The 12,199-nt window shown below is 58.4% G+C and carries 11 protein-coding genes; 7 read left to right on the top strand and 4 right to left on the bottom strand.

Going from position 1 to position 12,199, the window contains the following annotated elements:
• Positions 1-71: 71 nt before the first annotated feature.
• Positions 72-1,772 carry a phytoene desaturase family protein gene (crtI, locus tag CRD18_RS05645; RefSeq protein WP_187406583.1) on the bottom strand — a complete coding sequence of 567 codons (1,701 nt, stop codon included), beginning with the start codon at positions 1,770-1,772 and terminating at the stop codon, positions 72-74.
• A gap of 18 nt (positions 1,773-1,790) precedes the next feature.
• Positions 1,791-2,903: a polyprenyl synthetase family protein gene (locus CRD18_RS05640; RefSeq protein WP_048731197.1), complete on the bottom strand. Its 1,113-nt coding sequence runs from the start codon at positions 2,901-2,903 to the stop codon at positions 1,791-1,793.
• Positions 2,904-2,969: 66 nt separating this feature from the next.
• On the opposite strand from CRD18_RS05640, the gene metF reads away from it, so the two are divergent.
• Positions 2,970-3,956, top strand: a complete 987-nt coding sequence (metF, locus tag CRD18_RS05635) for a methylenetetrahydrofolate reductase [NAD(P)H] (protein ID WP_048731195.1) — start codon at positions 2,970-2,972, stop codon at positions 3,954-3,956.
• Between the two features lie 3 nt (positions 3,957-3,959).
• On the opposite strand, the gene CRD18_RS05630 is transcribed toward metF, so the two are convergent.
• Both CRD18_RS05630 and CRD18_RS05625 read right to left on the bottom strand, forming a co-directional pair.
• Positions 3,960-4,634, bottom strand: coding sequence for a DUF3153 domain-containing protein (locus CRD18_RS05630; RefSeq protein WP_016423011.1), 675 nt, complete (start codon positions 4,632-4,634; stop codon positions 3,960-3,962).
• Entirely contained in the window at positions 4,615-5,205 is a 591-nt protein-coding gene (locus CRD18_RS05625) for a GNAT family N-acetyltransferase (protein ID WP_048731193.1), read from the bottom strand. Before CRD18_RS05625 ends, CRD18_RS05630 begins: the two co-directional genes overlap by 20 nt.
• 206 nt (positions 5,206-5,411) lie before the next feature.
• On the opposite strand from CRD18_RS05625, the gene CRD18_RS05620 reads away from it, so the two are divergent.
• The 6 genes from CRD18_RS05620 (at position 5,412) to CRD18_RS05595 (ending at position 12,156) form a co-directional block, all read left to right on the top strand.
• A complete protein-coding gene (locus CRD18_RS05620; protein ID WP_048731236.1) occupies positions 5,412-5,900 on the top strand; it encodes an SAV_6107 family HEPN domain-containing protein in 489 nt (162 codons plus the stop codon).
• Between the two features lie 230 nt (positions 5,901-6,130).
• On the top strand, positions 6,131-6,574 hold the full coding sequence (locus tag CRD18_RS05615) for a DUF3040 domain-containing protein (protein ID WP_187406582.1): 444 nt from the start codon (positions 6,131-6,133) through the stop codon (positions 6,572-6,574).
• 708 nt (positions 6,575-7,282) lie between these two features.
• Positions 7,283-7,714: a division/cell wall cluster transcriptional repressor MraZ gene (mraZ, locus tag CRD18_RS05610; RefSeq protein ID WP_005510286.1), complete on the top strand. Its 432-nt coding sequence runs from the start codon at positions 7,283-7,285 to the stop codon at positions 7,712-7,714.
• Positions 7,715-7,974: 260 nt separating this feature from the next.
• Entirely contained in the window at positions 7,975-9,015 is a 1,041-nt protein-coding gene (gene rsmH, locus CRD18_RS05605) for a 16S rRNA (cytosine(1402)-N(4))-methyltransferase RsmH (protein WP_070605646.1), read from the top strand.
• A 64-nt stretch (positions 9,016-9,079) separates the two neighbouring features.
• On the top strand, positions 9,080-9,904 hold the full coding sequence (locus CRD18_RS05600) for a hypothetical protein (protein WP_070605644.1): 825 nt from the start codon (positions 9,080-9,082) through the stop codon (positions 9,902-9,904).
• A 170-nt stretch (positions 9,905-10,074) separates the two neighbouring features.
• The gene (locus tag CRD18_RS05595; protein ID WP_187406581.1) at positions 10,075-12,156 is read left to right on the top strand and encodes a penicillin-binding protein 2; all 2,082 of its coding nucleotides are present in this window, start codon (positions 10,075-10,077) and stop codon (positions 12,154-12,156) included.
• Positions 12,157-12,199 lie beyond the last annotated feature (43 nt).

Here is a 12,199-nt window from a genome sequence, read left to right as displayed (position 1 = left end):
CGATACATTGCTGATGCATTAATCCTAGTTGGTCAGTGACCACCGGCAGACATCCGGGAGACATTCATGAGCTAAGGCGTTTCAAACCGCTGTGCCGCAAGTCGTCCCGAAATCATGACCGTCGGCACGCCAACTCCCGGCACCGTCGTCGATCCCGCCAGCGTCAGATTCTTTGGCATCTTCGGAGAGAAGTTGCGGGGACGGAATGGCCCCGTCTGTCGGAACAGATGCGCCAGCCCAAACGGCGAGCCAACGCCCATGTCACGTTCTTGCCACTGTTGAGGGGTATCGATCCGACCGACTCGCCACTTCGTAGAGATCCCGGTCAGTCCGCGCCGCTCCAGCTCAGCGGTTATTTTCGCGACGTAGTCCCCACCGATTCGCGACCAAATCAGATTGGCCGACTGCAAGTTGGGGCACGGCGCGAGCACGCTGACAGGCTCCCACTGCACGCCGTTCGCATCTGTGACGATACGCTCCGGCGCGCTCACCGCAGGCCGGGTGACCAGCAATGACGGGTCCGACATTAGCTTTCCATGACGCGGTGACGAGATTTCTTCAAAGGTCTCGTTCCACTTTTCGCCAAACGAAATCAGGTGATGCCGTTTCGGCCACGTCGTCGTCTCCGAAACCGGAATCAGTCCGTGCGCCACCACCGCCGATGGGGAAAATCGAACCGGGAACAGCCGCCGCGCTCCTGTCCGCTTTACGACGCTCCGAAGGCCTCGCCACTTCGATGAGCTACTGGCGGCAGAGGTAGTCGCGTCGTGAAGCCAGCTCTGCACCACAGGTAAATCGGTAGTAGCGATGACGGCATCGGTGGGACGCTCGCCAGTTGCCGTGGTGACGGCGGAGACAAAGCCTGCCTCGTCGAGCTTCAGCCCAGTGACATCAACGCCGAAGTCGATGGTGCCGCCAGCTCGACGGACGGCCTCGGCGAGCAACTCGCTGACGGCGCCTATACCCGAACCAAATGCGGGGGAGTGCGGATAGTAAACCCCCATCGAGGTATCCATGTGGGAAATGCAGCCGTAGACCGCACGGGCCTTAGCGGGAGGCACACCTGCGTAAAGCGCCTGGAAGCTGAAAACGCGAGCGAGATCATTATCTCCGAGGAAGGCACGAATCTTAGGTTCGAGGGCGCCGAAGGCACCGAGTCGGAGGAGCGTAGTGAGGTCGCGAAGCGCGCCGGGCCCGGTGAATAGGTCCGTAACGCGGTCAAAGCTGCGGGACATGAAGTTGTCGAAGCAGGCATTGAAGAGACTTTGCAGCCACGTGCGAAGTTTGCGGTAACCGGCGACGGTGGAGTCAGAGGCACCGAAGCGCGCGAGCTCATCGGCCATCATGTCTTCGTTGGAAAACACGTCGAGCCCGCCGCGGGTGGCAAATTCCGCACGGTAGGTGGGCGTGATTGGGGAGGCCGAAAAACCCGGGTCGATATCGCGCGCGTAGAGGCCGACGGCGGCGAGGGCATCGTCGACAAGCGAGGGCATGGTCCATACAGTTGCGCCAGTGTCGAAGACTGCGGTGAGCGATTGCTCGTCGATATCGACTGTGATGGGTTCACTGGCGCAGCGTCCGCCGACGAAACTTCCCCGCTCGACAACGGTGACATCGTAGCCATCGGCGATGGCGTAGAGCGCGGCGGTAAGTCCGGACAGGCCTGCGCCGATGATGGTCAGTCGTGGTGTGGCGCCCTTATGAGGACGAGTGATCGCACGTCGCAGACGCGGGGAATTACTGAGGGCACGAGTGGGGGAAGCAGCGGGCATGACTACGCAACACCTGGTCTAATGCTGACGAGCGGTGGCGCGAACGCCCATAGCAATGAGGTTCTCGCGCGACGTTGCAGGCAGGTCGGCATTCTCGATAGTGGAGAAAGCGCGGCTGGTCAGGCGGTCAATTTCACGTTCGACGGCATCGGCAGCGCCGGAATCAGCGATGAGATTTCGTAGCTCATCAATATCTGCAGCAGACGAGACCGCTCCCAGGCGTTCATCGATAAAGCGGGCCTTTTCAGGTGCGGAATCGAGGTAGAGGCTTAAAGCCTGGCCGACCAGTACGGTTCGCTTGCCCTCGCGGAGGTCATCGCCGGCAGGCTTGCCCGTGACTTCGGGATCGCCGAAAACACCCAGCTGATCGTCGCGGAGCTGGAATGCCACACCGATATCGCGGCCGAAGCTGCGGTAGGCCTCAACCAATTCCGCTGGGGCGCCGGCAATCGCAGCACCAATGTGGAGCGGCCGCTCGATGGTGTAGGCGGCGGTCTTGAACAGATTGATTTTCTCAGCGGTCTCGACGCGACTGTCCCGGCTGGCTTCGGCCGTGATATCGAGCAGTTGGCCGCCAAGTACTTCAGTGCGCATCGCCCGCCAGGGGACAAGTGCGCGGGTTAGCGCCTCCGAGCTGAGGCCTGAAGAGTGCATCATGTCATCAGCCCAGGTCAGAGCAACATCGCCAATGAGGATTGCGGCCGAAATACCGAAGCGGTCGGCGGCTCCATTCCAGCTATTGGCCTCGTGCTTGGCCTCGAATACCTTGTGGATAGTCGGTGCGCCACGGCGCGTATCAGCGTCATCGATGATGTCGTCATGAATGAGTGCACAGGCTTGAATGAGTTCCAGGGCGCTCACCGCGTTCATCACAGCCTGGGAATCCTCGGCTGGGGAGAAACGGCCTTCGAGGCCGCCTGCTCCCAACCACCCCTGCCAGGCGAAGGCTGGACGCACGCGCTTGCCCCCATTGAGGACGAAGGAATGGAGCGAATCTATGGCCTCGGTGTACACCGCATCGACCGACGCGACATCGTCGCCACGGCTTTTGAGGTAGTTCTCCAGCGTTTTGGTAACAGCAGCTGGTACTTCGCGGGGCTGCAGCGCGGCCAAATCCAGTTCTTCGCTCATGTGAGCCTCTCGTCGATGACGGGTAATGCTGACTCAAGAATAGGACACCGCTTAGTATGAGTGACTATGTCCTCAACAATGCCACCGTCGCCAGGCCGCCAAGTGACGATCCGCCAGGCGCTTTCAATGCCGAGCGCGGGCAGTATTCCCTTCTCGGTCGAGTTCATGCCCCCGCGTGACGACGCCGCCGAGGAACGTCTTCTTCGAGCAGCTGAGGCTTTCCATGATCTTGGTGCCTCCTTTGCATCCGTGACCTACGGCGCCGGTGGTTCTAGCCGCGACCGCACCCTGCGAATCGCCCAGCGCGTTTCGAGGCAGCCGCTTACAACGCTTGTGCACCTGACATTGGTAGAGCACACTGTCGACGAGCTGCGGGAAATCCTGCGCTCTTATCTCAGCGCGGGGCTGACGAATCTGCTTGTTCTGCGTGGTGACCCACCGGGAGACCCGCTTGGTCCTTGGGTGGAGACCGAGGGCGGTCTGCACTACGCCAGCGAGCTGATTGAGCTGATTAAGGCCGAGCCGGAGTTCGAGAAGTTTGAAATCGGCATTGCGTCGTTTCCGGAAGGACACTACCGCTCGCCGGATTTGGACCATGATACGCAGTACACGCTGGCCAAGCTGCGCGCGGGAGCCGAATACTCGATTACGCAGATGTTCTTCGATATTGAGCACTACTTACGCCTTCGAGACCGCCTGGTGGAAGCCGACCCAGTGCACGGTGCCAAGCCCATCATTCCGGGGCTGATGCCGATTACATCGCTGCGCTCAGTGCGCAGGCAGGTTGAGCTCTCCGGGGCACAGTTGTCATCCGATTTGGAGGAACGCCTGATTAAGGCAGCAGATGGTGACGAGCAGGCCAATAAAGATGAGATTCGCAAGATTGGTATCGAGTTTTCGACCAACATGGCAGAGCGGCTCATCGCCGAAGGCGTGCCGGGGCTGCACTTTATGACTATGAACTTCGCTCGCGCCTCCCAGGAAGTTTTGCACAACCTCGGCATGGCGCCCGAATGGGGCACCGGCCAGGATATGCTGCGCGGCGGTTTTTAATTGCTAAAAGTCCTGCATGTCGCGAACTCTTCGCGCCCACAGGACACCTAGCACTGAGGCTAGGACACCGGCGGCTGTGGTCACACCGGCAAATAATAGGAATTGATTCCGCTTGGTGGATCCAGCCGGCGACGAAGCCCATACATTATGGTTCTCGCCACTGGCGAGCTGCCATTCCACCTTGTTCGGTTCGGTCTGGCGGCCATTGGAGTCAGTAACCTGCTCCGGGAACGCGACGACGAAATCAACCTTCGCGCCGGGCAGGTGAGTCAAATCCATGTGGCCGTTCATCGAAATCTTGCCGCCACCGGTACGGTCTAGGTCGATGTCTACGCGATCGTCGGAAAGCTGTCGGAGCGTATCGGTGAGTTCAATGAAGTGCAGCTCGTTGAACGAGACTTCCATCTTTCCTGTGGAGGAGTCGATTACTCCCTGCGAGACGCGGTCGGAGAGATCTTCCGGTACTTGCCACTGCTCAAATTGGGAACGGACTTCCTCCGTGGGTGTTACGTGAATTGTGCCCGAGACCCTGTCGTCGCCGGAAATGGTAATGCCAGCCTGTGCGTCAAAGCAGCCGCTGAGCGGCAAGATGGCGGCAATTCCGGCCATTGCTGTGGCAATGCGCAGAGGCGAAAGCCGTCGACGTGGTGTGGAAGGTTCACTCGGTGATGATGTCACGGGGAAGATCTACTCCTAGAACTGCGAAGGGACGGGAGTCCCCTGTGAAATAAAAGTTCCTTAAAACATCCTTGAAACCAAATTGGCGGTAGAGCTGCCATGCCCTATTGGCCTCATTCGGGTATTCCGGGGTTGACAACAGAACTCGCGTCTCTGGGCGGGAATCGACCAACTCGCGGAGCAGTCGTTTACCGAGTCCCCGCCCCTGAAAGCTGGGGTGTATGTGAATCTCAGACAGTTCGGCGTAGTTGCCCAAGAGCTTGACGACGTCCGGTAGCGAGCGCCCGTCCATGAGCAGTCCATCTCTTACCTGGCGATACCACCAGTGCGTGTCCAATCCTGTACGGCAGTAGCCGATGCCAACCAACCTGCAGCGCGGGTCGCGGAGAGCCTGGGCAGGGGAGAGCTCTTTGGGGTGAGCTATGGCTGCAGCAGCCATGAAGCCGGGTTGAGTGGTTTGCTTCTGCCATTCGTGGAGACGACCGGGCAAGATTGCGGGGTTGTACTGCATCGCGGTGATGTAGAGAGCCACTGCTTCTTGCAGGCGGAGATTGAAGTCTCCTGCTGTCATCGGAACCACGCTGTATTTCACAGTGACCAGATTAGCGACTTGGACGAACTTAGTTGTGAGATTACTGCAATAACATCGAGTCGAACAGGTGTGCGAAAGTGCGCATGGCGTAGTCCGGGCTTGGGGATAGATTGCAGTCAATCCCGCTAAGGAGAAGCGGAAAATCCGTGCTCATGTGAATGCTGTGTGAAAGGAGAAGCAGGGTGGTGGCAAGGTCGAACGTGGTGGAGTTTAGGGCGATTTCGCAGTCGGGTTCGGTCGCCCCGGTCGGTGTCTCAAGGCAATCGCTGGAGCTGCTGGGGCGGGCAGAGGCTCTGCTAGCGAATGCTCGGAATGCCAGCTCTGATGAGATGTTGGAGCTTTCCTACTGTGCGGCGCTGCGTTGCGCAGGCGCGCTGTTGAATCGCGACGATGTGTCGGTGGCTGGGGGTTCTGGCTCGGGCGCTCGTTCGGGCTCGGTAGTTAAGCGTCGTCGTTCGGCAACACAGAGTGCCTGGTTGCGTTTAAAGAAAGAGCAGCCCGAATTTGATAGCTGGGTCACCAAGTTTGAGCAGTTCACCGCGCTGCGTGAGGAAGTCCGGTTGGGTATTTCGCGTCGCATTGACTCTCGGCGGGCGCAGGAGTTGTGGGATTTAAGTTGTGCATTCTTGGGGGCTGTCCGGGCTGAGCTGGGTGTTCTGCCCGCGGCTGCGTAAGCCGGTGGGGGCGTGTTAGAGCGTTGCTTTCCTAAATAAATGGGGGATTGTTCGGATTCATGGAACAATAGAGGTGAGTCGCCCGTTGAAGGGGTAAGAATGAAGCTAACGGACGCCGCGTTAGCAGCACGTGGCCTGTAATTAACTTTGTTGTATCGGCATTGTTAGTTGAGGGGTCAAGGCTCGCCAGTATCGCGGTGGGCAATGCTCAAGTAGGCGATGGAGGAATTGTGGGATTATCTGAGCACGAACAGCGGATGCTCGACGAAATCGAGTCTGCACTCTACGCTGAGGATCCTAAATTTAGTTCGACGATGGCCGGAAATGCGTTCAGCTTTCCGGAGGAAAACAGCGCACCTCGTGGGTTTTCCATCCAGGTTTTTGCGCTCATGCTCCTCGGTCTGCTGATGTTGATTGGCGGCGTCGCTCTTTTCTCTGTGAGCAATTGGTTCATTGTGTTATCGGTTGCCGGCTTTGGCCTTATGTTCGGTTCCGGCGTTTGGGCTCTGACCGGCGCCGGTAAGCAGGAGAAGGCTAGTTCTGCTTCGGGGCTGAGCTTTGGAAAGTCTGAGTCCGGGGCGGCAAAGAGTCGTCGAGGGACCTCGGGTAGCCGTGGCTCCTCTGGTGATTCCACGTTGGAATCGCGTTTCCGTGGCCGCTTCGAGGGGCGTTAGGGGATAAGCCTCAAGAATTAACAAGTGAGGGCAAGCCAGCGATGGCTTGCCCTCACTTTTTTGTTTTTCTAGACGTGAATCGTCTCCACAAGATCTCACCCACTTTGCCCCACCCCGAGTCCCCACTTTCCCCCACTTAGCTATTGGGATGGAGGAATTCTTATCTGCGGTCGTTGTTGGTATCTCCGAAAGTTTGGCTCTGGCGACACAAAATTGCAGGTCAACGCACTAAGTCTGGCGACCAGGTTGAATCTGGATGGTTTTTAGCAGGTAAGTGGTGGGTAGTGGGGCGTAAACTGCTTTCTGTTAACAATGTGGTTGGTGTGGCGTCGTTATCGGCGTGGTCGCGGGTGGGTGCCCCACTTTTTATTCGCGCTTTAATTGTCGAGGTGATTCTTTAAAAGTCCAGGTCAATTGGGTTAAAGCAGATGTCCTAGCGGTGGGGTTGCGCTGATGCTGTGGCTATTTTTCTCCTTCTTGTGTTGATAGTGGCAGATAGTGGGGTAAAGTGGGGCATGATGTTGATTGAGGTTGGTCAACATTGCAGAAGTGAATATCCGATTTGCGCTTAAAGTTTGGCGAGATTTTGGCACAGCGGGAAAGCACAGCCCTCCGGCTCTGCTTGAAGGCAACGCCTAAATCCCTGAATTCGGTAAGCGTTTGTGCGTTGACATTGAGGTTGACACGGGGATAGGAGGCCAGTGACGCATGTTTCTGGGCACCTATACGCCGAAGCTTGATGACAAAGGGCGCCTGACGTTGCCGGCGAAGTTCCGTGAGGATCTCGCAGGTGGCCTGATGGTCACTAAAGGGCAGGATCATTCTCTGGCGGTGTATCCGAAAGAGGAGTTCGTCAAATTAGCTCAGCGGGCTACTAAGGCCTCTCGTACGAATGCCAAGGCGCGAGCTTTCATCCGAAATCTTGCGGCGAGCACCGATGAGCAGCGTCCTGATGGCTCGGGGCGAATCACGTTATCGATGGATCACCGTCGGTACGCGAATCTCTCCAAGGAGTGTGTGGTTATCGGCTCTATTGACTTTCTGGAGATCTGGGACAAAGAGTCCTGGGAGGCCTACCAGGCGGAGCATGAAGCTGATTTCTCCGAAGGTGAGGATGACTCGCTGTTCGGCGTTTTATAAACCGCTTGGAATAACCGAAAAGAGGGAATGTCCGCATGGACTCTGCCTGATAGCCCCTGGTGTACTTCCCCGATACCAGGTTCTGTCAGGCGGGGCCCTGTGAACATCCCCGCTTTTTGTTTTAAGCACCGATAGCAGCATTCCCAGTAGTGCTCATGAGGTGCGGTCTGGTTGCTGGCGCGGCACTCGTCGTTAAGCAAACCGGGAATACACTCGATAGATTCTCTGACCAGTGCGAACATACCCGGTGAGGAGGGGAAATGAACGGATCGGCACCTGCGGATGATCGCAAGTCCGGCGAGTTTGGTCATGTCCCCGTTTTGCTTCACCGAGTGACTGATTTGTTGCGCCCGGGCATCGAGGCACTGGGTGACGACGCAGTAGTTGTCGACGGCACTCTTGGTGCCGGTGGGCACACGGAATACCTGTTGGAGCAGTTCCCGAAGCTCTGCGTTGTTGGACTCGATCGCGATGACAATGCATTGCGAGGGGCAGAAGAACGTCTCGCGCGCTTCGGTGATCGCTTTGTATCCTTCCGTGTGCGTTTCGATTCGCTCGCCGAGGTGCTCAGTGGTGAGATTCCTGCAGCCGCTGGTGGCAGTGGCGCGGAGGACATTCTCGCCCGCGCCGCTGAGAAGGGCATTGCAGGTGCGCTTTTCGATCTCGGTGTTTCCTCGATGCAGCTTGACCAGGTCAATCGTGGATTCGCCTACCGAGTCGACGCCCCGCTGGACATGCGCATGGATGCAAGCCAGGGGATTACCGCAGCGGATGTGCTCAATACCTATTCGCACGGTGATATCGCGCGTATCCTATCGACTTACGGCGACGAGCGCTTCGCCGGCAAAATCGCCTCGGCAGTCCTGCGTGAGCGGGAGAAGGAACCGTTTACGACCTCCGGTCGTCTGGTCGAGCTGCTCTACGAAACCATTCCGGCGGCATCTCGCCGCAAGGGCGGACACCCGGCCAAGCGTACGTTTCAGGCTCTTCGTATCGAGGTAAATCGTGAGCTTGAAGCTCTGGAAAATGTACTGCCACAGGTCTGCAATGCACTCGCAGTCGATGGGCGTGCAGTGTTCATGAGCTACCAGAGTCTGGAAGACCGCATCGTCAAGAAGGACTTTGCGGAGCGCGTGAAGTCGACAACCCCACCGGGGCTCCCGATGGAGCTTCCGGGGCATGAACCGCACTTTGCTCTCATCACGAGAGGTGCGGAGAAGGCGTCGGCAAGCGAGATCGAAGACAACCCCCGAGCCGCACCGGTGAGAGTTCGCTGTATCGAGCGAATTCGAGCCGATTGACCCAAACCTTTCAACCGCACCAAACGCACCCTTAACGATCTAAGTACTGGGAGAACTTTCGAGCATGGCAACGACAATCACGGAGCACGCCCCCACCCGGCGCACCTCCCGCGGCGCATCTGCAACCGTCGCCGGTGCCAAGACGAAGACTCGTCAGCGCGGTCGCAGCGCCCGCACGAAACAGGATCTTTATCAGCGCCGGCGGTTTGGGCGCACAGGTTCTCAGCAGGTCATCTCGGTGCGTGGGCGTCGCGTTACGACGTCCTCGAGGGATAACCACAAGTTTGCCGGTGCGGCCGTGATGATCATTCTCGTCGTTGCCGGAATCGTGGCGGCGATGTGGCTGTCGGGTATTTCGACCTCGACATCCTTGCAGCTGGATGCTGCGCAGACCAAGGAAAAGGAGCTGCGTAACCAGCTGGAGGTGCTCGAGCGGGATGTTGCTTACATGAAGTCAACCGGTGCTATCGCGCAGCGTGCTGTGGAAGAGGGCATGGTCAATCCGGAGCAGCCTGCCGTTTTGACGACTGATCCGGAAGGCAAGGTCGTGGAAGTGCGACCGGGCGATGAGAAGCAGCAGAAGATTATCGACCTCAACAGTGAGTCGCCGAATGTTCCGCATGCGCCGTCGTCGAACCCGAAGGACACCGAGAATGTTCCAGGGATGCAGGCACCGGCCATTGAAGAAGCGCACCCACGTCCCAACGGGTTGCCGGCAACCGCTCCGTATGCGCCGCAGAACCATGAGCCCGCACCAGCACCTGCGCCGGCTCCGGCACCCGCGCCTGAGGCTGAAGCTCCAGCGCCAGCTCCGGAAGCGCCCGAAGCGCCAGCCTCGGTGCCGGAAGTACCGGAAGCACCGGCACCCGAGCCAGCTCCAGCACCGTAGGAACTTAGAAACTAAACACGGCCAAACTGGCCAACTGTCCGATATTCTGGCGGTTCCACTGTTTCTGGTCAGGCGACTGTAGACTAATTAATTCAGTACTCGCGATGGCAGGGAATACCGCCTAACGTTATCGCGCGCGGGAGAATCGACTTAGTAGAAAGCACTAGCGCATGATTCGATCTGAAGACGACTACCCCAACCGTGGAGGGGGGTATGACTTCGGCGAACGTGCTTACCGAATTACATCCCGTGAGCGCAGAGACCAAAGTCGAGTTCGGGATGGTCAGCGCAGCCGGAGGCTCGATGCTAATACCAACCGAAGCGTGCCCCCGCGCGAAAAAATGCGCATTAGTAATAAGGACTTCATCCGGCGTCGCAACTGGCTGCAGTTTATAGGCGCTATCGCAGTCGTAGTGCTGGTCTCCCGTTTGGCTTGGGTGCAGCTCGTCGCAGGTCCTGACCTTTCTGCGGCGGCACAGAATCAGCGCACGGTGGAAGTTGTTGATGCAGCTCGGCGCGGTGCGATTCTCGACCGTAATGGAGCTCAGCTTGCCTTCACGATGGAGGCACGCAGTATTACCGTGCACCCGAACACTTTGCGCAAGTGGATTGGGGACGCACATAAGCAGCGCCCGGATGATGTCGCTGCCTACGATGAACGCCTCGAGCAGATCGCCAAGGATTTGCCGAAGCTACTCGACGTGGCCGACATCGACGCGGAGAAGTCGGGAAGCAGTCGCCGTCGTCAAGCGGAACCCGAAACCGAGGAGAACTCGGTGATGAGCGCGCCGTCCCGGGTGAGCTCGAAGGACATTCTAGAGAAGCTGCGCAATGAGGACAGCACCTACGAGGTGCTCGTGCGTAATGTCGATCCGGACAAGGCCGCCGCCATCGTGGAAAAGTATCCGGAACTGGTGGCGGAGCGTCAGGATATTCGCCAGTACCCGAATGGGGCGACGGCGGCTAACGTCATCGGCAAGATTGGCATGGATGGCGTCGGCCAGTTCGGCTTTGAAGCCTCTCGTGATGCCACTTTGCAGGGTATTAACGGTGGCAAGACCATTGATATCGCCTCCAACGGCGTGGCAATCCCGGGATCCACGCGCGATGTTCACGCGGCTGTGGACGGTACGACATACGAGCTGACCCTGGACCTCGACATGCAGTACTTTGTCCAGCAGCAGGTCAACCAGGCGAAGGCCAACTCGGGAGCGAAAGATGCGTCGGCAGTTGTGCTCGACGCGAAGACCGGCGAAGTGCTAGCAATGGCGCAGGCGGACACGGCTAACCCGAATAAGGATATGGGGGCCGAGCTCGAAGAGGGGCGCACTATCGGAAACTCCGCTGTATCGAACCCATTTGAGCCGGGCTCTGTAGCAAAGATCATTACCGCCGCGGCCGCTATCGAAGATGGCAAGACCACACCGGATGAGGTTCTGCAGGTCCCGGGCACGATTGATATGGCGGGTGTCACCGTGAGCGATGCATGGGAGCACGGCACGGAAGCTTTCACGACGACCGGTGTATTCGGCAAGTCCTCCAATGTCGGCACCCTAATGCTGGCAGAGCGTTTGGGTCAGGACCGCTTCGCTGAGATGCTGCATCTCTTCGGGCTGGGGCAGTCCACGGGTATCGAGTTGCCCAGTGAATCGTCCGGCTTTGTGCCACAGCGTCCGCAGTGGTCCGGCGGTACATTTGCGAACCTGCCCATTGGTCAGGGTATGGCCATGACACTGCTGCAGATGACAGGAGTTTTCCAGGCAATCGCCAACGATGGCGAGCGCATCCCGCCGCGTATGATTCGTTCGACAATTTCCCCGGACGGCACGAAGACGGCAACAGAGCGCCCGGAAACAGTGCGTGTGGTTAGCCCGGAGACCGCCCAAACTGTGCGCGCTATGTTTGAAGGCGTTATGCAGTCTGATCCCACGGGGCAGCAGTCGGGTACCGCGGCCGGCAATAGTATTGAGGGATACTCGCTCACAGGCAAGACAGGTACGGCGCAGAAGTTTGACCCCGACACCGGCGCGTACTCGAATTCCAAGTACCACATCACGTTTGCAGGCATCGCGCCTGCCGACGATCCCCGTTTTGTCATTGGCATTATGCTTGACGAACCCCAGCGTGGTGTCCATGGTGACGGCGGTCAGTCAGCAGCCCCACTGTTTAAGGACATCGCCGCTTGGGCGCTTAACCGCTACAACGTACCGCCGTCGCCACCCCGCGAGGGCAAGTTGTTGCTGCAGCCGTAACGAGGTCACCACCACAATGAAGTTACCGCGACAGCACTAATAC

The organism is Corynebacterium sp. LK31, assembly GCF_014335015.1.
GTDB lineage: Bacteria > Actinomycetota > Actinomycetes > Mycobacteriales > Mycobacteriaceae > Corynebacterium > Corynebacterium jeikeium_D.
This window is presented reverse-complemented; position numbering and strand designations above follow the sequence as displayed.

What these genes read in the sequence shown, in the direction of transcription:
- CRD18_RS05640 (WP_048731197.1), bottom strand. Translation starts at nt 2,903, where the DNA reads ATGAGCGAAGAACTGGATTTGGCCGCGCTGCAGCCCCGCGAAGTACCA.
- CRD18_RS05625 (WP_048731193.1), bottom strand. Translation starts at nt 5,205, where the DNA reads ATGACAGCAGGAGACTTCAATCTCCGCCTGCAAGAAGCAGTGGCTCTC.
- rsmH (WP_070605646.1), top strand. Translation starts at nt 7,975, where the DNA reads ATGAACGGATCGGCACCTGCGGATGATCGCAAGTCCGGCGAGTTTGGT.
- CRD18_RS05595 (WP_187406581.1), top strand. Translation starts at nt 10,075, where the DNA reads ATGATTCGATCTGAAGACGACTACCCCAACCGTGGAGGGGGGTATGAC.
- crtI (WP_187406583.1), bottom strand. Translation starts at nt 1,772, where the DNA reads ATGCCCGCTGCTTCCCCCACTCGTGCCCTCAGTAATTCCCCGCGTCTG.
- CRD18_RS05600 (WP_070605644.1), top strand. Translation starts at nt 9,080, where the DNA reads ATGGCAACGACAATCACGGAGCACGCCCCCACCCGGCGCACCTCCCGC.
- metF (WP_048731195.1), top strand. Translation starts at nt 2,970, where the DNA reads ATGTCCTCAACAATGCCACCGTCGCCAGGCCGCCAAGTGACGATCCGC.
- mraZ (WP_005510286.1), top strand. Translation starts at nt 7,283, where the DNA reads ATGTTTCTGGGCACCTATACGCCGAAGCTTGATGACAAAGGGCGCCTG.